The sequence below is a fragment of the Streptomyces lydicus genome (assembly GCF_001729485.1).
GTDB lineage: Bacteria > Actinomycetota > Actinomycetes > Streptomycetales > Streptomycetaceae > Streptomyces > Streptomyces lydicus_D.
The window spans coordinates 5,343,188-5,363,378 of sequence record NZ_CP017157.1 but is presented as its reverse complement, the minus strand read 5'-3'; the positions used below and the strand labels follow the sequence as shown (position 1 = coordinate 5,363,378).

16 protein-coding genes are annotated in these 20,191 nt (G+C 73.2%); 7 read left to right on the top strand and 9 right to left on the bottom strand.

The window, feature by feature from the left end; translation table 11 throughout:
• Positions 1 to 1,398, top strand: a complete 1,398-nt coding sequence (locus SL103_RS23350; RefSeq protein ID WP_069574040.1) for an NADP-dependent succinic semialdehyde dehydrogenase — start codon at positions 1 to 3, stop codon at positions 1,396 to 1,398.
• 134 nt (positions 1,399 to 1,532) lie between these two features.
• Here SL103_RS23350 and SL103_RS23345 read toward each other — a convergent pair whose 3' ends face one another.
• A complete protein-coding gene (locus SL103_RS23345) occupies positions 1,533 to 2,753 on the bottom strand; it encodes a metallophosphoesterase (protein WP_079145933.1) in 1,221 nt (406 codons plus the stop codon).
• Between the two features lie 224 nt (positions 2,754 to 2,977).
• Here SL103_RS23345 and SL103_RS23340 point away from each other — a divergent pair, with 224 nt between their 5' ends.
• A complete protein-coding gene (locus SL103_RS23340) occupies positions 2,978 to 3,745 on the top strand; it encodes a class I SAM-dependent methyltransferase (protein WP_069570909.1) in 768 nt (255 codons plus the stop codon).
• A gap of 22 nt (positions 3,746 to 3,767) precedes the next feature.
• Here SL103_RS23340 and SL103_RS23335 read toward each other — a convergent pair whose 3' ends face one another.
• The 3 genes from SL103_RS23335 to SL103_RS23325 all read right to left on the bottom strand — a co-directional run bounded on the left by SL103_RS23335 (position 3,768) and on the right by SL103_RS23325 (position 6,785).
• Positions 3,768 to 4,274 (bottom strand): DUF1990 family protein, encoded by a 507-nt coding sequence (locus SL103_RS23335; protein ID WP_069570908.1) that lies wholly within the window; start codon positions 4,272 to 4,274, stop codon positions 3,768 to 3,770.
• 76 nt (positions 4,275 to 4,350) lie between these two features.
• Positions 4,351 to 5,115: a crotonase/enoyl-CoA hydratase family protein gene (locus SL103_RS23330; protein WP_069570907.1), complete on the bottom strand. Its 765-nt coding sequence runs from the start codon at positions 5,113 to 5,115 to the stop codon at positions 4,351 to 4,353.
• Positions 5,115 to 6,785 carry an acyl-CoA dehydrogenase family protein gene (locus SL103_RS23325; RefSeq protein WP_069570906.1) on the bottom strand — a complete coding sequence of 557 codons (1,671 nt, stop codon included), beginning with the start codon at positions 6,783 to 6,785 and terminating at the stop codon, positions 5,115 to 5,117. Before SL103_RS23325 ends, SL103_RS23330 begins: the two co-directional genes overlap by 1 nt.
• An 82-nt stretch (positions 6,786 to 6,867) precedes the next feature.
• On the opposite strand from SL103_RS23325, the gene SL103_RS23320 reads away from it, so the two are divergent.
• Entirely contained in the window at positions 6,868 to 7,635 is a 768-nt protein-coding gene (locus SL103_RS23320) for a PaaX family transcriptional regulator C-terminal domain-containing protein (RefSeq protein WP_069570905.1), read from the top strand.
• Here SL103_RS23320 and SL103_RS23315 read toward each other — a convergent pair.
• Positions 7,632 to 9,041 (bottom strand): amino acid permease, encoded by a 1,410-nt coding sequence (locus tag SL103_RS23315; RefSeq protein WP_079145932.1) that lies wholly within the window; start codon positions 9,039 to 9,041, stop codon positions 7,632 to 7,634. The two genes, SL103_RS23320 and SL103_RS23315, sit on opposite strands and share 4 nt — an antisense overlap.
• A gap of 86 nt (positions 9,042 to 9,127) precedes the next feature.
• Positions 9,128 to 10,333 (bottom strand): lactonase family protein, encoded by a 1,206-nt coding sequence (locus tag SL103_RS23310; protein WP_079146283.1) that lies wholly within the window; start codon positions 10,331 to 10,333, stop codon positions 9,128 to 9,130.
• Between the two features lie 250 nt (positions 10,334 to 10,583).
• On the opposite strand from SL103_RS23310, the gene SL103_RS23305 reads away from it, so the two are divergent.
• Positions 10,584 to 11,672 (top strand): tetratricopeptide repeat protein, encoded by a 1,089-nt coding sequence (locus tag SL103_RS23305; protein ID WP_069570904.1) that lies wholly within the window; start codon positions 10,584 to 10,586, stop codon positions 11,670 to 11,672.
• Here the strand turns inward: SL103_RS23305 and SL103_RS23300 are convergent.
• Positions 11,566 to 12,990 (bottom strand): lipase maturation factor family protein, encoded by a 1,425-nt coding sequence (locus tag SL103_RS23300; RefSeq protein WP_069570903.1) that lies wholly within the window; start codon positions 12,988 to 12,990, stop codon positions 11,566 to 11,568. The two genes, SL103_RS23305 and SL103_RS23300, sit on opposite strands and share 107 nt — an antisense overlap.
• A 373-nt stretch (positions 12,991 to 13,363) precedes the next feature.
• On the opposite strand from SL103_RS23300, the gene SL103_RS38025 reads away from it, so the two are divergent.
• Entirely contained in the window at positions 13,364 to 13,534 is a 171-nt protein-coding gene (locus SL103_RS38025; RefSeq protein ID WP_157850167.1) for a hypothetical protein, read from the top strand.
• A gap of 296 nt (positions 13,535 to 13,830) precedes the next feature.
• On the opposite strand, the gene SL103_RS23295 is transcribed toward SL103_RS38025, so the two are convergent.
• Positions 13,831 to 15,681 (bottom strand): alpha-L-fucosidase, encoded by a 1,851-nt coding sequence (locus tag SL103_RS23295; protein WP_069570902.1) that lies wholly within the window; start codon positions 15,679 to 15,681, stop codon positions 13,831 to 13,833.
• Positions 15,682 to 16,001: 320 nt separating this feature from the next.
• Between SL103_RS23295 and SL103_RS23290 the strand changes: the two genes are divergently transcribed.
• Positions 16,002 to 17,564 (top strand): AMP-binding protein, encoded by a 1,563-nt coding sequence (locus SL103_RS23290; RefSeq protein ID WP_069574034.1) that lies wholly within the window; start codon positions 16,002 to 16,004, stop codon positions 17,562 to 17,564.
• A gap of 33 nt (positions 17,565 to 17,597) precedes the next feature.
• On the opposite strand, the gene SL103_RS23285 is transcribed toward SL103_RS23290, so the two are convergent.
• Complete coding sequence (locus SL103_RS23285; protein WP_069570901.1) at positions 17,598 to 18,437, bottom strand: nitroreductase/quinone reductase family protein; 840 nt, start codon at positions 18,435 to 18,437, stop codon at positions 17,598 to 17,600.
• A gap of 552 nt (positions 18,438 to 18,989) precedes the next feature.
• Here SL103_RS23285 and SL103_RS23280 point away from each other — a divergent pair.
• Positions 18,990 to 20,135: a glycoside hydrolase family 88 protein gene (locus tag SL103_RS23280; RefSeq protein WP_069570900.1), complete on the top strand. Its 1,146-nt coding sequence runs from the start codon at positions 18,990 to 18,992 to the stop codon at positions 20,133 to 20,135.
• Positions 20,136 to 20,191 lie beyond the last annotated feature (56 nt).

The following is a 20,191-nucleotide window of genomic DNA, read 5'->3' as shown; positions in this document are numbered from 1 at the left end:
ATGGCCATCGCCACGGTCAACCCGGCGACCGGCGAGACCCTCAAGACCTTCGACGCGCTCAACGCGGGCGAGATCGAAGACCACCTGGTCAGGGCGGAGCAGGCATTCGAGGAACACCGGCTGACGTCCTTCGCCCGGCGCCGGGAGCTGATGCTCAAGGCGGCCGACCTGCTGGAGGCCGACCAGGACGGCATCGCCCGCCTGATGACCACCGAGATGGGCAAACCGGTGACCCAGGCCCGCGCGGAGGCCGCCAAGTGCGCCAAGACCATGCGCTGGTACGCCGACCGGGCCGAGGAGCTGCTCGCCGACGAGTACCCCGACCCGGCCGACGTCCGTGACGCGGGTGCCGTGCGCGCCGTGGTCCGCTACCGCCCCATGGGCACCGTCCTCGCGGTGATGCCGTGGAACTTCCCGCTCTGGCAGGTCGTACGGTTCGCCGCGCCGGCGCTGATGGCGGGCAACACCGGACTGCTCAAGCACGCCTCGAACGTCCCGCAGACCGCGCTCTACATCGAGGAGCTGTTCCGCCGGGCCGGCTTCCCCGAGGGCTGTTTCCAGACCCTGCTGATCGGCTCCGGCGCGGTCGAGGACATCCTGCGCGACCCCAGGGTGGTCGCCGCGACGCTCACCGGCAGCGAGCCCGCCGGCCGCGCGGTGGCCTCCGTCGCCGGGGACGAGATCAAGAAGACCGTTCTCGAACTGGGCGGCAGCGACCCGTTCGTCGTGCTGCCCTCCGCCGACCTGGACAAGGCGGCCCAGGTGGCCGTCACCGCGCGCGTCCAGAACAACGGCCAGTCCTGCATCGCGGCCAAGCGGTTCATCGTGCACGGAGACGTCTACGACGCCTTCACCGAGCGGTTCACCGCGCGGATGGCCGCGCTGACGGTGGGCGACCCGATGGCGGAGACCACCGACGTGGGGCCGCTCTCCAGCGAGCAGGGCCGCTCCGACCTGGAGGAGCTGGTCGACGACGCGGTCCACCAGGGCGCGACCGCGCTGTGCGGCGGGCGGCGGCCGCCCGAGCACCGGGCCGGCTGGTTCTACGAGCCGACGGTCCTCGCCGACATCACCCCCGGCATGCGCATCCACCACGAGGAGGCGTTCGGCCCGGTCGCCACGCTCTACCGCGTCGCCGACGTCGACGAGGCGGTGCGGGTCGCCAACGACACCCCGTTCGGCCTCAGTTCCAACGCCTGGACCCGCGACCCGGACGAACAGGTGCGGCTGGCACGGGACCTGGAGGCCGGCGGCGTCTTCTTCAACGGCATGACCGCGTCCCACCCCGGGCTGCCCTTCGGCGGGGCCAAACGCTCCGGCTACGGGCGGGAGTTGTCGGGGCACGGCATCCGCGAGTTCTGCAACATGACGACCCTCTGGTACGGCCCGGAGGGCTGAAACCGAACGGTTTTCGCCGGGCGCGCGAGGGTGTACGGTCCCGGGCAGGCCGGGCCGCCCAACGGCCAGGTTGGTCGGTCCGGCCCTATCGGGCCGGCCGTCGCACGGCCGGCCCGGTATTACTGGGTCGGCTCCTACGCGTGGGCCCGCGCGGGCGCCGCCACCGGGCCGGTCTGCCGCACCCGGTGCCGCAGCGTGGCCTTGCGGGTCGCCACGTCGACGGTGTACGCGTCGATGGTCAGCCGCGCGCCGGAGACCTTCAGCACCATGAACCCGTGCTCGGAGAAGTTCTGCCAGGCCGACGGGTGGGTGAAGTGCGCCTTGCCGTCCTCCGTCTTGGCGGACGCCCCGCACACCACCTGCCGGGTGCCGCCGGTGCGCGCCGTCGGCTCCAGGATCTGCAGCGTGTGGTCGTGCCCGGACAGGATCAGGTCGGCCCGGCCGCACACCACCTTCTCGTACATGTCCTTCAGGTGGACCCCGCTGGTGTAGTTCCCGATCTCGAACCCGTCGTAGGAACCGGCGCTGCCGTGCTTGCCGTTGTTGAGGTACGGGTGGTGGCTCAGCACCACCTTCCAGCGGGCCCGCGAGGCGCGCAGCGCACCGTCCAGCCAGCTCCGCTGCTCGCGCATGTACGGCCCGTCCCAGCGGTAGTACGGGTCGAGCTGGGCGACGTACGACGACCACGGGATCGTGTCGATGGCGAAGAACTCCACCAGCGGCTCGGCGGCCGGCAGCGGCACGCTGTAGTAACGGCCCGGCATGTGCCAGCGCTTGGAGGTCCTGGCGTACGAGACCTCGCGGTCGCCGCGGGACGGGTCGCCGCCGCTGCCGGGTATCAGCCCCGAGCAGTCGTGGTTGCCCAGCACCATCAGCCAGGGCACGTCGATGCCGTTGTTGGGCTTCTCGAACTTGTCCTGGAACTCCGAGTCGTGGTCGGACTCCGGCCCGTTCTCGTAGATGTTGTCCCCCAGGCCCACCGCGAGCCCGACGCCCTCGGCGCGGCACACGTCCCGGGCGGCGGCGGCCACCGCGTACTGCGCCTCGTCGCCGGTGCCCGCGTCCCCGGTGACCAGGATCGCGAACTCGCCCTTGCCATTGGGGTGTTCGGGGAACGGGAAGGCCCCGGGCACCCCCGGCCCGGTCGCGGCCGCGGCGGGCGACTGGGCCTGGGAGGGCAGTACCGCCAGCGCCGCGCCGGCCATCGCACCGCCCAGCAGCGTCCGCCGGTTCACCCACTGCACGGCCCTGCCCGTCGTGGGCACCGGCGTGGTCCCGGCCGCCGCCGAGCCGGCCCGCAGCCACTCCTGCTCGGTCATGTCCGCCTGCGGCGGGATCAGTTCGTCCTCACACATGCCTGGTTTTTCTCACGGCCGGCGGGGCCGAAGGTGACGAAAAGATGAAGCGGAGGTGGACGTATGGCGATCAGCGGCCGCGGGGTTACGCGTCGGTAACAACGTGTCCCCGGGCGGCCCCGGGGCGTGAGAAAAGTGGGACACCGGACCCCGCTTGCGGTCCTCGGGGCGGACGCGTGCGCAAGGTTCTGTCGGGCGGAACGCGTGACAACTAGGCTGCGACGATGGAGCGCTTACCCGACGTGCCCGAGAGTCCCGCCCGGCCCGCAGAGCCGGCCCGGGTGAATGACTACGACAGCTTCGCCGAGGCGTACTCGGCGGGAACCGAGAACAACCTCGTGAACGCGTACTACGCGCGGCCCGCGATGGTGGCCCTCGCCGGAGACGTCTCCGGCCGCCGGATCCTGGACGCCGGCTGCGGCTCGGGCCCGCTGTCCGCCGCACTGCGCGACCGCGGCGCCGTCGTCACCGGCATCGACGCCAGTGCCGGGATGCTGGCCCTGGCCCGGCGGCGGCTGGGTGACGACGCGGCCCTGCACGTGGGCGACCTGAGCGACCCGCTGCCGTTCGCTGACGGTGTGTTCGACGACGTGGTCGCGTCGCTGGTGCTGCACTACCTGGAGGACTGGGGGCCGACGCTGGCCGAGCTGCGGCGCGTGCTCAGGCCCGGTGGCCGGCTGATCGCCTCGGTGGACCACCCCTTCGTGGCCTACACGGTCCAGGACCCTCGGCCCGACTACTTCGCGACCACCAGCTACACCTTCGACTGGACGATCAACGGGCGGTCCGTCCCGATGAGGTTCTGGCGCAAGCCGCTGCACGCGATGACCGACGCCTTCACCACCGCCGGCTTCCGTCTCTCCGCCCTCAGCGAGCCGCAACCCGACCCGGCCGCCCGGGAACTGTTCCCCGACGCCTTCGACGACCTCGCGACCAAGACCTGCTTCCTGTTCTTCGTGGTCGAGGTGCCGCCGTCGGCGACGGGCCGCTGATCCGAGCGGGTCCAGCCGGGCCCTATGCGTTCGCCAGCCGGCGCAGGGTGCGGCCCAGGCGGCGGACGTACAGTCGCTGGAAGACGGGGACCAGCGGGCCGGCGAGGCGGGTGAGCGGTACGGCCGGGCGGCTGAAGGCGGTCACGGTGAACCACACCGAACCGTCCGCGCGCAGCTCGGCCAGGAACGCCTCCTCCCCGCACTCGGGGTGCCCGGCGCGGGTGCCGTACGCGAAGCCGACGCGGTCCTCCCCGTCGACCGCCCACACCACCCGGCAGGGCGCCCGCAGCCGCAACGGGCCGACGCCCAGCCCCACCTCGACGGCGACGCCGGGCTCGGCCCGCGGGGCGTCGGCCCGGATGACGGTGCCGGCCGCCCGGTGCATCCGGAAGGTGGTGATCGCCTCACCCGCCGCGCGCAGCACCTGACGGCCGTGGCCGAGCGGCATCTCCTCGGCGAGGTGGTGATAGCCGCCGGGCAGCGGCCCGCGCCGGGTCCCGCCCTCCTCGGGGTAGGTCAGATCGCTCACGCAGTGCTCCTGAAGACCGGCCGCGGGGGCCGACGGTTGACGGAGGGCGACAGTACGCCGCCGCCGGCCGCCGTGCCTACGCGGGGTCCGGCGCGCCGTGCCGCCCGGCGCCCGCGGCGAAACGAGCCGCGCCCTGCCTCGCCTCGGCCAGCACCGCCCGGCCGTGCCGGAGTTCACCGGCCAGCGCGGTCGCCTCGTCCAGGCCCTCCTGCTCCCGCAGGGAGGCCCGGTCGCTGCGCAGACACGCCTGCGGGAAGCGGGCGATCTCCGCGGCCAGCAGCTCCGCCTCGGCGCGTGCCGTCCCGGCCGGCACCACGCGGTTGGCCAGCCCGATGTCCAGTGCCTCCGCCGCCGGCACCGGACGCCCCGTCAGCACCAGGTCACTCGCCCGGCTCGCGCCGATCAGCCGCGGCAGCCGCACCGTACCGCCGTCGATCAGCGGCACGCCCCACCGCCGGCAGAACACCCCGAAGACCGCGTCCTCCTCGGCGATCCGCAGGTCGCACCAGAGGGCCAGTTCCAGGCCGCCCGCCACGGCGTGGCCCGCCACCGCGGCGATCACCGGCTTGGACAGCCGCAGCCGGGTGGGCCCCATCGGGCCGTCGCCGTCCTCCGCGACACGGTTGCCGCGTGCGGTGCCGATCGCCTTGAGATCGGCACCCGCGCAGAATGTCCCGCCCTCGCCCCACAGCACCGCGACCCGCGCCGTGTCGTCCGCCTCGAACTCCCGGAAGGCGTCGGCGAGGCGGCGCGCGGTCGGGCCGTCCACCGCGTTGCGGGCCTCCGGCCGGGACAGCACCACCGTCGTCACCGGCCCGGCCCGCTCGATCCGTACGGACATCAGGCCGCGCCCCCGGCCGGCTCCGCGTCCGCCGGGCGGGGCCGGGCGCGCTCCAGGACCGCCGTCAGATCGACACCGGGTGGCAGGGTGCCGAAGGCGTTGCCCCACTCCCCGTCGAGCCGGGAGGCGCAGAACGCATCGGCGACGGCCGGGTGGCTGTGCCGTACCAGCAGCGACGCCTGGAGCACCAGCGCCATGCGCTCGGCCAGCGACCGTGCCATCAGCTGTGCCCGCTCGGGGTTGGCCAGGGAGCCGAGCGCCTTGCGCAGCCCGGCCACCGCCGCGTCCAGCCGCCGGTCGGCGCCGGCCGCGCTCTCCACCTCGGCGAAGTACGCGTCCAGGGCGGCCGGTTCACGCTCCAGCGCCCGCAGCACGTCGAGCGCCGCGACATTGCCCGAGCCCTCCCAGATGGACAGCAGCGGCGCCTCCCGGTACAGCCGCGGCATGCCCGAGTCCTCGACGTAGCCGTTGCCGCCCAGGCACTCCAGGGCCTCCGCCGCATGGCTGCTGCCCCGCTTGCACACCCAGTACTTGCCGGCCGCCAGCGCCAGCCGGCGCAGCGCCGCCTCCTGGGCGTCCCCGGCCTGCGACCGGTCCACCGCGGTCGCCAGCCGCAGGCCCAGCAGGGTCGCCGCCTCCGACTCGATCGCCAGGTCCGCGAGCACCGAGCGCATCAGCGGCTGCCGGTCCAGCTCCCGGCCGAACGCCCGGCGGTGCGCGGTGTGGTGCAGCGCCTGCCGCAGCCCCGCCCGCATGCCGGCGGCCGACCCCAGCACACAGTCCAGCCGGGTCATGTTCACCATCTCCACGATGGTCCGTACGCCGCGGCCGGGCTCGCCGACCGGCCAGGCCACCGCCTGCTCGTACTCGATCTCGGAGGAGGCGTTGGAGCGGTTGCCCAGCTTGTCCTTGAGCCGCATCAGCCGCATCCCGTTGCGGGTGCCGTCCGGCAGCACCCGCGGCAGCAGGAAGCAGCTCAGCCCCTCGTCGGTCTGCGCCAGCGCCAGGAACACATCGCTCATCGGTGCGGAGGTGAACCACTTGTGGCCGGTGAGGCGGTACGTGCCGTCACCGGCCGGTACCGCGCGCGTCGTGTTGGCCCGTACGTCGGAGCCGCCCTGCTTCTCCGTCATCGACATGCCCGCGATCAGGCCCGCCTTGGTGAGCGGGGCGCGCAGCCCGAAGTCGTACGTCCGGGCGGTCAGCAGCGGCTCGTACCGCGCGGCGAGCTCGGGTGCGGCGCGCAGCGCGGGGACGGCGGCGTACGTCATCGACACCGGGCAGCCGTGCCCCGGCTCGGCCTGCGACCAGACGTAGAACTTGGCGGCGCGCACCAGGTGTGCGCCGGCCCGGCTGTCGGCCCACGGCGCGGCGTGCAGCCCGTGCTCCACCGCGACGGTCATCAGCTGGTGCCACGCGGGGTGGAACTCGACCTCGTCGATGCGGTGCCCGGTCCGGTCGTGGGTGTGCAGCCGGGGCGGCTGCTCCTCCGCCCAGCGGGCCTGGTCCTGCACCGCCGCCGAACCGGCCAGCGCGCCGAGTTCGGTCACCTCCCGCACGCCCCACTCGGCGCCGTCCCGGCGCAGCGCCTCCAGCAGGGCCGGCTCGTCCGCCGTGCTGAACCCGGTCAGCGGCGGGGCCTGATTCACGACTTCATGGGTGACGGTCATACCTTGACGTTACAGAAAGCAGACAGTTGCCGGAAGACTGTAATGACGGATGCGGGCCGGCTGGCTAGAATTTCCAGCACATATGAACGACGCCGGCACCGACGACCCCACCAGCACCGCGGCCCTCGCGCCGCGCCCGCTCACCGCGCGCTCCATCGTGCTGAGCACCCTGCTCGGCCACCACCCGCCGAGGCTGCCGGCCCGCGCCCTGGTGCGGGTCGGCGAGCTCTTCGGCATCGCCGAGGGCACCGTGCGGGTCGCGCTCTCCCGCATGGTGGCGGCCGGCGACCTGCGCCAGGGCGACGGCTCGTACGCGCTCACCGACCGCCTGCTGGCGCGGCAGGCCCGGCAGGACGAGAGCCGCTCGCCACGGACCCGGGCCTGGCACGGGGGCTGGGAGATCGCCGTCGTCACCACCCCGGAAGGCCGGCCGGCCGCCGAGCGCACCGCGCTGCGGCAGGCCATGGCGGCGCTGCGGCTGGCCGAACTCCGCGAGGGCAGCTGGCTGCGTCCGGCCAACCTCGACCGGCCCCGCCCGCCCGTCGTCACCGACCAGTGCACCTGGCTCACCGGCACCCCGGACGGCGACCCGGCCGCGCTCGCGGCCCGGCTCTGGGACCTGGACGGCTGGGCGGCACGGGCCGGTGCCCTGCGCGCCGCCCTGGACCGCGCCGCCCCGCCCGCCGACCGCTTCACCATCGCGGCCGCCGCCCAGCGCCACCTCCTCACCGACCCGCTGCTGCCGGCGGAACTGCTGCCCCCGCAGTGGCCGGGCGACCCGCTCCGCGCCGCCTACGCCGAATTCGCCGCCGAACTGGGCGCGTTGCTGCGCCAGTACCTGGCCGGCTAGGAACTGCCGCCCGGCCCCCGCCTGCGGCGCAGCTCGTACCCCGCCAGCACCACCGCGACCGTCAGCAGGCTCAGCCAGAACTGGGCGCGGCTGTCCGGCAGGAAGGCCATCGCGCCGATCACCAGTGCCATGAGCGCGAGGGTCAGCCGGCTCAGCCAGGGGAAGAGCCACATCTTCAGCGTCAGCCGGCCGGGTTCCTCGCGCTCCAGTTTCCGCCGCATCCGCAGCTGCGCGACCGCGATCGCCAGATAGACGAACAGGGCGACGGCACCGTAGGAGTTGATCAGGAACGTGAAGACGACATCGGGCGAGATCCACGCGGCGATCACCGACAGGTAGCCGACCGAGGTCCCGGCGAGCAGCGCCCTGCGCGGCACCCCGCTCGCGCTGACCCTGGTGAAGGCGCGCGGCGCGTCCCCGTTGCGGGTGAGCGCGAACAGCATCCGGGAGGACGTGTAGAGCGCGGAGTTGAGGCAGGACAGCACGGCGATCAGCACCAGGGCGTTCATGACCGTGCCGGCCGCGGGCACCGCGAGCCGGTCCAGCACCGCCGCGTACGGACTCACCGCGATCGCCTTCGAGGTCCAGGGGACCACCGCGACCACCACGAGGACCGACAGCACGTAGAAGGCCACCACCCGCAGCACGATCGAACGGATCGCGTCGGCCACCGCCCGCTCCGGCTCCGCCGACTCGGCGGCCGCGATGGTCACGATCTCCGCGCCGGTGAAGAACCCGATGCAGGGCACGACGGCGGCCAGCACCGCGCCGAACCCCTCGGGCGCGAAGCCGCCGTGCGCCGTCAGCGTGGCGAGCCCGCCGGGGGCGTCCGGCCACAGCCCCAGCAGGTACAGCGAACCCAGGAAGAGGAACACCACGATCGCCAGCACCTTGACCGACGAGAACCAGTACTCGAACTCGCCGTACGAGCGGGCCGAGATCATGTTGGTGGCGGTGAGCACCGCCATGAGGACCAGGCTGATCGCCCACAACGGCGCCCCGGGGAGCCAGAGTTGCACGATCCGGCCACCCGCCACCGCCTCCACGGCGACCACGATCACGAAGAAGTACCAGTACAGCCAGCCGACCGTGAACCCCGCGCGCAGCCCCAGCGTCTCGCGGACATGGGCGTAGAAGGAGCCCAGGGCGGGCCGGGCGACGGTCATCTCGGCCAGCATCCGCATGATCAGTACGGTCAGCGCGCCGGCCACCAGGAAGGAGAGCACGGCGGCCGGCCCGGCGGACCGGATGACCACCCCGCTCCCCACGAACAGCCCGGCGCCGATGACCCCGCCCAGCGCGATCAGCTGCATGTGGCGGCGCTTGAGTCCCTGCTGCAGACCGCCCCGGGCGGCCGCGCCGTCCGGTGCCGTGCGGTCGTCGTCGCGTACCGTTCCCGTGCTCATGGGGGCCGACGCTAACCGGCGAACCCTGCGGCGCTGTTGCCGCAGTGTTTCAGCGTCCCCGGGCCGTGCGGGCGCCGCCGCGGGACTCACAGCGGCAGTACGCACACCGCCATCGGCGCGGCGAACGGCGCCCCGGCGCTCTTCAGGGCCCCGCTCCGCGCGTCCACCGCGAACACCGTCACCGACCCCGACTTCTGGTTGGCCGCGAACAGCCACCGCTCGTCGGGGGAGAACGCGATGTGCCGCGGGAAGTCCCCGCCCACCGGCACGGTGTCCAGCAGCCGCAGCCGTGCCCCGCCCGCCTCCACGGCGTACCGGGTGAGGCTGTTGTGGCCGCGGTTGGCGAGGAACGCGAAGCGGCCGTTGCGGGTGACCAGGATCTGCGCCGGATAGCTCGTCCCCGGCCCGGTCCCGGTCGGCTGCGGGGCGCCCGGCGTCAGCCGCCCGCTCCGGAGGTCGTAGCCGCAGACCACGACCGTGTTGTCGACCTCGTTGGCCAGATACGCGAACGAGCCCGAGGGGTGGAAGGTCAGATGCCGGGGGCCGGCACCGGGCCGCAGCGTGGCGTACGAGGACGCGCCGAGCCGCCCGGCCCCGGTGTCGAGCCGGTAGGTGTAGACGGTGTCGTTGCCGAGGTCGACGGCGAGCACGTGCCGGCCGTCCGGGGCGGTGACGATCTGGTGCGCGTGCGGACCGTCCTGGCCGGGGCCGGGCGGCGGGTCGGTGTGGGTGACCAGGTCCGTCCGCTCGCCGAGGGCGCCGGTGGCCCGGTCGACGGGATGGACGGCGACGCTGCCGGAGAGGTAGTTGGCGCTGAGCAGCCAGCGGCCGGTCGGGTGCACCGACAGATGGCAGGGGCCGGCACCGCCGGTGGAGCGGGTGCCGAGGACGGTGGGCGGCCCGCCGGGCGCGCGGGCGAGGGCGGTCACCGCGCCCTGCTGCTGCTCGTCGACCGCGTAGAGCGTGCGGCCGGACGGTGCGAGCGCCAGATAGGAGGGGTCGGCGACTCCGGTGACGACACCGGTGGCGGTGAGCTGCCCGGTTCGCGTGTCGTACTCGGCCAGTCCGATGCCGGTACCGCCGCCCTCCTTCGAGGTGTACGTGCCCAGGAAGAGCGGCCGGGTGCCGCGCGGCCGGCGGACCGCGCGGTGCGCGGCCCGCACGGGCGCCGCGTCCGCCGCCGTCAGCAGCCCCACGCCGGCGGTCGCGGCGGCCGACGCCGCCACCCTGCGGAGGAAGCGCCGGCGGTCGGGCCCCGGGCCGGTCCGGATTCCGTTGCGTCCTGCAGTCATGGCAGCCAGGGTGGCCCGCCGGGGCCGGCCCGGCAAGAGCGGCACCACGAGGGGTGGTCCGGGCAACGGCGCAGGTACCGGCCCGGAGGCCCGACCCTGAGGAACCCCTACATCCCCGAGATGATCACCACCCCCGCGCGTAGCACTCCAGTCGTACGGCACAACACATACACGGACGGATTCGCCGCACCCCCGGCCGCTCGTAGGTTCGAAGATCACGGCACGAAGATGATCGAGAGGCCACGGATCTATGTACGGCAAGGCATTCGCCCCGGAATACCAGGGCGAGTTGGGCTCGGCGCTGGGCGTGAACTCCTCCTACGAGGAGGTACTGACGACGGCGCGCCGCGCGCACGCCGAGGCGGGCACCCCACTGGAACGGGCGCGGGCCGGGCTCGCGGTCGCCGAGGCCCACCGCCGGCTCGGCCGGGTCGCGGAGGCCGGTGCCGCATGGCGGGACAGCTACCGCAGCGCCCGCACCGCCGGGGACGCCGGCGCCATGGCCTGGGCGCTGTGGAGCGGCGGCACCCTGGCCCGCCAGTGCGGCTCGCTGCCGCTGGCCCGCCGGCTGCTCGCCCACGCCGTCGCGCTGGCCGACGCCGGCGGCGACCGCCTCGCCCACGGCTACTCCCTCGCCGGCCTCGCCGAGACCGGCCGCATCCAGGGCGACTACGCCGCGGTCGCCGCACTCCACGAGCAGCTGCTCGCCCAGGCCCGGGAGCACGGTGAGGCCCGGCACACGGTGTGGGCGATGTCCGGCATCGCCCAGATGCACCGCAACACCGGCGACTACGACAAGGCCCTGGAGCTGTTCGAGGAGTCCGCCCGGATAGCCGAGGCGGGCGAGGACGCCCGCGGGCGCGCCTGGTCCCTGCGCGGGGTGGCCGATGTGCGCTCGGTACGCGGCGAGACGGAGCGGGCGCTGGACCTGCTGTCCGAGGCGGAGGCCATCTGCCGCCGCATGGACCTGGCGTCGGCGCTCGCCTACAACCACAAGATGCGCGCCAACGTCCTGTACCGGGCCGGCCGTTACGCGTCCGCGCGCGACACCTACGCGCGCTCGCTCGCGGAGTTCCGCGACATGCAGGAGCCGCGGGGCGAGGCGCTCTCCCGGCTCGGGCTGGCCAAGTCACGCGCCCGCCTCGGCCGGGACCTGGACGAGACACTCACCGAACTGGCGGCGCTGGAGCAGGACTTCGCCCGCATCGGGCTGCGCCACGCCCGGGAGATGGTCATCGCGTTCCGCGCAGAGCTGACCGCGCGACCGGCGGCAGGAACTCCCGCTCCTCGGTCCGGTGCCACCACGCCCCGGTCTCCCGCAGTTCCCGCCAGGTCGTGAAGCGGTAGCGGAAGACCCGGGCCCGGATGCGGGCCGGCGGCACCTCGGGGAACGGATTCGTGCGCAGCAGCCGCAGGGTGTCCCGGTCGTTCTCCAGCAGCCGCGTCACGAACGGTACGAACCACGACCGCGCGTACGCCGGGGACAGCGCCGCGAACCACATCAGCCAGTCCAGCCGCAGGTGGTAGGGCGCGTACTGGAGGGGCAGGCGCCGCACATCGCCCGGCTTGCCGCGGAATTCGTAGGGGAGCCAGGTCGTCCCCGGTCCGGTCACCGCGTCCGCGGTGCCCTCCACGACGATCTCCCGGCGCACCCGCGTGATCGTGCCGAACGCCCCGTAGGAGTTGACCAGGTGCAGTGACTCGTAGGACGTGTTCATCATCTGCTGCCGGGCCAGGAGATTGCGTGCCGGCCGGTAGCTGAGCAGCGCGACCCCGGCCGTGGCCACCAGGACGAGCACCTCGAACCACACCGGGGGCGCCGGGAGCGGTGCGGACGGCCCGGCCCACAGCGGGGCGGCGGCGGACGCGGCGAGCGTGATGGTCAGCCAGTTCAGCCAGGCGAAGTTCCCGGAGAGCACCAGCCACAGCTGGGTGACGATCATCGCGGTCGCCGCCCACCCGGCGACCGGTTGCGAGGTGAACAGCACCACCGGGACGCCGAGTTGGGTGAGGTGGTTGGCGGCCACCTCGGCCTTGTGCAGCGGCCGCGGCAGGTGGTGGAAGAACCAGCTCAGCGGGCCGGGCATCGGCTGGGTCTCGTGGTGGTAGTAGAGGCAGGTCAGGTCCCGCCAGCAGCGGTCGCCCCGCATCTTGATCAGTCCGGCGCCGAATTCCACCCGGAACAGCACCCAGCGCAGCAGCCACATGACCAGCACCGGGGGAGCGGTGTCGGCGTTGCCGAGGAACACCGCGAGCGAGCCGGTCTCCAGCAGGAGCGATTCCCAGCCGAAGCTGTACCAGGTCTGCCCGACGTTCACGATGGACAGGTACAGCACCCACAGCACGGCCCACATCACCATCGACGCCCACAGCGGTACGGCGTCCGCCGCCCCCGCCGCGACGGCCGCCGCCAGCAGCACCCCGGTCCACGACCAGAGGGCGAAGAAGCGGTCCGAGTAGCGCCAGTGGAAGACCGAGGGTGACGTGCGGAAGGGCACCCGCGCCACGAACTCGGGCACCGGCAGTATGCCGCGCGCCCCGATGAGCGCCCGGAACTGCCGGACCGCCGCCAGGAACGCGATCACGTAGAGGACGGCCAGCATCCGCTGGAAGACGAGCCGCCCGAGCCAGTAACCGGAATCCGAGAACCATGCCACCCGCCCATGGGTAGCACTGCCTTCGCGCAAGCGGGAAAACTCGCTCCGCACGGTCACCCGCCGGCGTACGGATCGCGGCAAATGCAGCAACCGGAGAGCCATTCGGGTGAGTGATGTGCCTCACATTCCGGGGCCGAATTCCCCGTCACTTCCGGGGAGGCGATCCCCGCCCCGCGACGAGTCGCCCATCGCGCCGGAAAACGTCGCGCGCGGCGTGAGCGGCGTCGTTAACCTGAAGGGCGACGGACGACCTTTCTGGGAGACGCCAACACCATTGGCCCGTCGCGGGAACGCCACAAACCTTGGCCGACCTCCCGGTTTGTGAAACGAGGCGCCACCGCGTCGGACCAATACCTCGAAGAAGGAGTGCGTGGTGGCTTTGCACAATGCTCAACACAAGCAGCCCCGTCTGAAGCAGGGCGAGCGACCCGGTCGAATCAAGGAAGTCCGCAACCTCGAAGTCTGGGACCGCTGCGCGCCCGTGCGCCTCGCCGGCTGCGACGACGATCCCGCCGAGCCGTACATCATCCGCGGCATCGACTGACCGGCCGCGGCTCAGGGCACCGGCCCTGACTCCGAAGGGTCACCCCAGGGGTCAGGGCCGACGCCCGAGCAGACCCGGCAGCCGCGACCGGGTCGTCCCACCGGTCGTCGCGGACGCCGTGCACCCGGCTCCCGAAGAGCGCGAGGGCCTTGCCGTGCAGCCGCAGGATCTCGTCGTGGCTCATGGCCCCAGGAGCGGGCCCGGCCCGCCGCCCCGGCGTTGACCCGGACGGCTCAGCCGGGAGGCGGGAGTTCTCCCGCCCCTCCGGCCCGTCGGCCGCACCCCTTCGCGCGGGCTCAGTCGGCGTGCAGCCGGCTCCGCGGAACGATCTCCTGAGCCTGGCTCGGGCTGGACCACAGCAGCTTCAGGTACGCCTCACCGGTCCGCTCCGTGTAGTCGATCCGGATGCGGTGCCGGTGCCCGGCCTTGAGGACGACCGTGCCCTTGTCCACCTTCGGGCCGTGCGGGGTGGTGCTGTCGATCACGAGCCGGTCGTCGATCCACAGCCGTACGGTGTCGTCGGAGACGGTGGTGAAGGTGTACGGCTCGTCGAAGCGCGGCTGGACGGAGCCGGTCCAGCGGGTGCTGAAGTGATCGGCCGGGATGCCTGCGTCCGGTGAGCCGTCGAAGCGGTAGGACTTGTTCACCGTCGGATCGACGGTGACCGCCGCCGGCGGACCGCTGAAGGAGTCGTTCGCCCAGCTCCGCGCGGTCAGCCCGGTGCCGTCGCCGGCCGGTGCCGCGGCCGGCGGCTCGATCGTCAGGCGCAAGACGCTCGCGAGCGGACCGGTGGCCGCGCCGGACGGGGTGAGGTCGAAGCCGTCGCCGGACCGGGCCACCCGTACCCGCTGGGAGCTGCCCGCCACCCGGGCCGAGGTGATGTCGAAGGGCGCCCTGGCGGTGAGGTGGAGGGGCGTGCCGGCGGCCGGCCAGGAGGTGACGGCGGCGTACAGCACGTCGCCGCGCCGGGAGACCGTGCCCCACGGGGGAGCGGCGACCAGCCCGGTGTACCCGGCCCCGTACACCGCGTCCCCCTGGCCGTGCGCGGCCAGCCAGCGGCCGGTCTCGCGCAGCCGGTCGACGGACGGCTGCGGGATGCGGCCGTACTTGTCCGGGCCTACGTTGAGCAGGTAGTTGCCGCCGCGGCTCGCCACGTCCAACAGGTTGCGCACCACGGTGGCCGGCGACTTCCAGTGGGTGTCGTAGCGGGCGAAGCCCCAGTGGTCGTTGAGCGTCATGCAGCTCTCCCACAGCTGTCCGTCGACCGGTTCCGCGGGGATCTCCTGTTCCGGGGTGCCGAAGTCGCCGTCGACGACCTCGCGCTTGCCGACGCGGTTGTTGACGATCAGTCGGGGGTTCAGGCCGTGCAGATATGCCTGGAGGTCGGCGCCGTCCCGGCGGGACCAGCGGTTGGCCGGGCGCTCCGCGTCCCATTCGCCGTCGAACCACAGCAGCGCCGGGTCGTAGTTGTCGATCAGCTCCTTGAGCTGGCCGTACATCCGCTGCTTGTAGCGCGGGAAGGTCGCCGGGTCGGCGAAGTCCGGGTCGTGCCAGTCCCAGATCGAGTAGTAGAAGCCGAGCTTGATCCCGGCCGCGTCGGCGGCCTTCTTCAGCTCGGCGAGGATGTCGCGGTGCGGGTCGAAGGCGGAGTGGTCGCGCAGGTTCCAGGTGTTCTGCTTCGTCGGCCACATCGCATAGCCGTCATGGTGCTTGGCCGTGATGACGAGGTAGCGCTGGCCGGCGTCCTTGGCGGCCCGGACGATCGCCTCGGCATCGAAGGCGGACGGGTCGAAGGTCGCCGCCTGCTTCTCGTACTCCGCCGCGGGTATCCCGCATTCGCGCTCGATCCACTCCGCGTTGCGGCAGACGGTGCCGTCCGGCCGGGTGTACTCGCCCTCCAGATTCGAGTACGCGCCGAAGTGGATGAACATCCCGAAGCGGTCCTGCCGCCACCACGAGGTGCGCGCGGCGGTGAACGGGTCGTCGGTCGCGTGGTTGGTGCCGGGGCCCGCGGCGGTGCGCGCGGGGGGCCGCGTGGCGGGTGCCGGGGGATGCGCGGCGGCCACCGGGCCGCCGGCGGCCAGCAGCAGGGCGACCGGTGCGGCCAGAACCACCGGTGCGCGGAAGGGTTTCGGGCGGCTGTGCATCGCTCGCTCCTCGGGTCGGACGGTCATCTCGGTCGATCCGGTGCGTGCCTCGTGCGCTCCCGCATGGTGCAGGCCCGCCGCCCGGACCGGAAGACCCTGGGAACGATAAACATCGGAGCAACTCCCTGAAATCAGCCGCGATTTGGCGGAGTGAAGCGCGAACAGGTCCGATACCTCGGATCTCATCGCGGCGACGGTGACGGATGGCTGAATGCGTACGGTGCGTTCCCGGGGCGCGCCGCCCGGCGGTGGGCGCCCTGGCGAACGGCCGGGGCAGCCGGTTCAATGAGCGGCGCCGGTCGCAGTCCTGGGAGGCACCCGTGGAAGCCGTAGTACCGTCCGACGCCGGAGCCCCGGCCATCCGCTGCGCGGGCCAAGAACGCGGCTATCCGGCCTTTCTCGAACGGGCCGCGCGGATCGCCACCGGGCTGCGGGCAGCAGGAGTCGGGCCGGGCGACCGGATCGCCGTGGTCCTGCGCAATGAGCCCGCCCACCTGGAGATCACCGCCGGCGCGGCCCTGCTCGGCGCCTGCGCCGTCCCGGTCAACTGGCACTTCAAGCAGGACGAGTTGCGGCATGTGCTCACCGACAGCGGCAGCAAGGTGGTCTTCGCGCACACCGACCTGATCGAGGCGGTCGGCGCCGTGCTCCCCGAGGGCGTACGGATCGTCGAGGCCGCCGTACCCGCCGGTCTCGCGGCCGCCTGCGGCCTCGCCGCGCCACCGCCCACCGGCGCCCATCCGCTGCTCGACGACTGGCTGGCGGGCTGGGAACCGCTGGCGCAGCCCGCCGCCGAGCGTCCGCCGACCGTCATCTACAGCTCCGGAACCACCGGGCGTCCCAAGGGGGTCCTGCGCGAGCCGGTCCCCGCGGACCGGCTGGCCTCGGCCGTGGAACGGTTCCTGGAGTACTTCGCGGTGGCCCCCGGCGGCCGCACGCTGATCCCCGCGCCGCTCTACCACGCCTCGCCCAGCCAGCACGCGGTCCTCGCGCTCGCGGCGGGGCTGGACATCACGCTGATGCCGCGGTTCGACGCCGAGGAGTTCCTGCGGCTGATCGAGCACCACCGCATCGAGCAGGTGCAGGTGGTGCCCACGATGTTCGTCCGGCTGCTGCGGCTCCCCAAGGAGGTGCGCGAGCGCTACGACCTGTCGTCGCTCACCTCCGTCGTGCACGCCGCGGCGCCCTGCCCGCCGCACATCAAACACGCCATGATCGACTGGCTGGGACCGGTCCTGCGGGAGTACTACGGCGGCAGTGAGACCGGCGCCGTCACGTGGTGCGACAGCGCGGAGTGGCTGGCCCACCCCGGCACCGTCGGGCGGGCCTCCGGCACCGGCGCCGTCGAGGTGCTCGGCCCCGACGGGCGGCCGCTGCCCGCCGGGACCACCGGCGACATCTACCTCAAACCCGCCGACGAATGGCCGCAGTTCACCTACCTCGGCGACCCGGACAAGCGCGCCGCCATGGAGGCGCCGGGCCTGCCCGGGTACGTCACCATCGGCGACATCGGCCACCTCGACGAGGACGGTTTCCTCTACCTCAGCGACCGCCGCCACGACATGGTCATCTCCGGTGGCGTCAACATCTATCCCGCGGAGATCGAGGGTGCGCTGCTCGCCCTCGACGGGGTGCGGGACGCCGCGGTGTTCGGGATCCCCGACGAGGAGTTCGGCGAGGTGCTCGCCGCCCACCTGGAGACCGAGGCCGGTGTGCACCTCGGCGCGGCGGCGGTACGGGCCCATGTCGCCGAGCGGCTCGCCGGCTACAAGGTCCCCCGGGCCGTGGTGTTCGAGCAGCGGCTCCCGCGCGACGAGTCGGGAAAGCTGTTCAAGCGGCGGCTGCGGGACCCGTACTGGGCGGGACGCGACGGCACGATCTGAGCCGCGCGGTGCCCGCCCACCGCCGGTCAGGACTCAGCAGGGGGCATCCAGCACCGGGATCAACACCTCCTCCTCGTACGTCAGATGCTCCTCCACCGCGGTGGTGAGGCGGTCGACCTCGGCGCTCAGTGCCGCGGGGTCGGTGTCCTCCGCCGCGAGGACCTGCCGGAGTTCGGCGAGGAGCGCCGCGAGCGTCGCGTGTTCCTCGCGCATCCGCTCCAGCGCCGGGGCGAGGGCGGGGTGGTGCCGCCCCAGCATCGGGAACATGCCGCGTTCCTCGCCGGTGTGGTGGTTGTGCAGGCCCTGGCACAGGGTCAGGCAGTTCACCCGGAGCTGTGCACCGAGCCCGGCGCCCGAGGCGGCTGTCTCCGCGCGGATCAGGGCGAGTTCGCGGCGGAAACCGTCGTGCACCGCCTTGAGCGCCGCGCCCGGGGAGGCGGCGGAGATCCGGGGCGGCCCGCCGGGGATCTCCTCCAGGGCGACGACGGGCAGCACCCGGCCGGACCTGGACTGGTAGGCGGACCAGCCGGGGTCGGCCTCGGCCGCCCGGGCGAAGGCCCGGTCGCGTTCGGCGCCCTCCAGGACGACGGCCCGGGCCTCGTAGGTGAAGACCCCGGCCTCGACGGTGACCTGGGGGTGGGCGACCAGGTTGTGGTACCAGGCCGGGTGCTTCGGGGCGCCCCCGGCGGAGGCGATGACCAGGACCCGTCCGCCGCCGTCGGCCAGGTAGCCGAGCGGGGTGGTGTGCCGTACGCCGGACCGGGCGCCGGTGGTGGTGAGCAGAAGCAGCCGGCCGCCTTCGAACGGGCCGCCCACGCGCCCGCCGTTGGCCCGGAATTCCTCGATGACCTGCTGGTTGAAGTCCATTGACATGGGGTGTTGTTACTCCGGAGAGGGAAGTGTCGATGCGCCCGCGAACGGTGCGCGGGCAGGACGAATCGGCCCGGCGGACGTCCTGGCGGAGCGTTCGCCGGGCAGGGCGCAGCGACCACGGACCGAGGCACGGTCGACGTGGTGTGCACTGCCTGGGATATGTGCGGAAGAAGAGCACGGGGACGGAAGGGCCCGTGCCTGCGACGGCGCGGAAGGCGCACGTCGTGGAAGCGCGCGGAGCGAAGAGCGCGCGGTGGTGAAGAGCGGAGGGGCGGGGCCCTGGTGGCCCGCCGCGCGGTCACGTGGTGACCGGGAACCTCACTCGCTCATGGCCCATGGCCGACCCGGTAGTCACCCGATCAAGGTAATGCCACAAAGGTGCGGTTGGCAACGCGCCGTCGGTGGCGGAGCCGTCCCGCCGGTGCCTCAAAGGGCCTTCCGCGAAGGCGAGTTGCCTGTCACGATGTTCCCGCCATCCGTCACATTCAGGAACCGAGTTCATGTATGCGTACGGGCTGTCTGTGGCGGCACATCCTCCCGGAGAGGTGGTTCATGGAACGCCGGAAATTCCTCACCACCGGCGCCGCACTGACGGCCGGTACCGCACTGTCCGCCCGCCCGGCCGCCGCCGCACCCGTCCGCCGGCCGCAGGACCGGATGCCGGCCCGTGCCGAGATCGTCGCCGTGCTGCGCAAGGTCGCCGACCACTGGATCGGCGCGCACCCCGACCCCGGCGACAACCAGTGGGCCCGCGCCACCTTCTTCAGCGGGCTGATGGCGCTGCACCGCCTCACCCGCGAACCCCGCTACCTGGCCTACGCCCGCGACTGGGCCGAGCGGCACGCCTACGGGCTGCACAACGGCGTCACCACCCGGCACGCCGACGACCACTGCGCGGGGCAGACCTACCTCGACCTCTACGCGCTGGACGCCGCACCCGACCCAACCAAGATCGCCGCCATCGAGGACTCCGTGCGGCGGATGGTCGCCACCTCGGCGGAGAAGCACGACGACTGGTGGTGGGACGACGCGCTGCACATGGCGATGCCGCCGTTCGCCCGGCTCGGCGCGCTGCGCGACGACCCCGCCTGCTGGGACGCGATGCACGCGCTCTACACCCACACCAGGAACGCGGAGGGCGGCCCCGGCCTCCACGACCCCGGCAGCGGCCTGTGGTACCGCGACAAGCGGTTCCTGCCGGGCGGCATATCCTCCCCGAACGGCAAACCCGTCCTGTGGTCGCGCGGCAACGGCTGGGTCGCCGCCGCCCACGCCAAGGTGCTCGCCGTACTTCCCGACGACTTCGCCCCGGTCCGCGCCTACCGTGCCACGCTGGTACGGGAGTTGGCGGCGCTGCGCGCGGTCCAGCGTTCCGACGGCTTCTGGAACGTGAACCTCGCCGACCCCGCGCACCTCCCGGGACCGGAGACCAGCGGCACCGCCTTCTTCACCTTCGCGACGGCGTACGCACTGCGCGCCGGCCTCGTCCCGCGCGGCACCTACCGGCCGGTGGCCGCCCGCGCCTGGCACGCGCTGGCCACGACCGCCGTGCGGCCCGACGGCGTCCTCGGCTACGTCCAGAGCGTCGGTGACCGGCCGGAGTCCGGTCAGCCGGTCACCCGGGACTCCACCGCCGACTTCGGGGTCGGTGCCTTCCTGCTGGCCGGCACGGAACTGGTGGCCCTGGGCGAGAACTGACGGCACGTCAACCCGGCCGTGGTGGTCCGGGCGGGCCCGGGGCGTGGCGCCGGCCC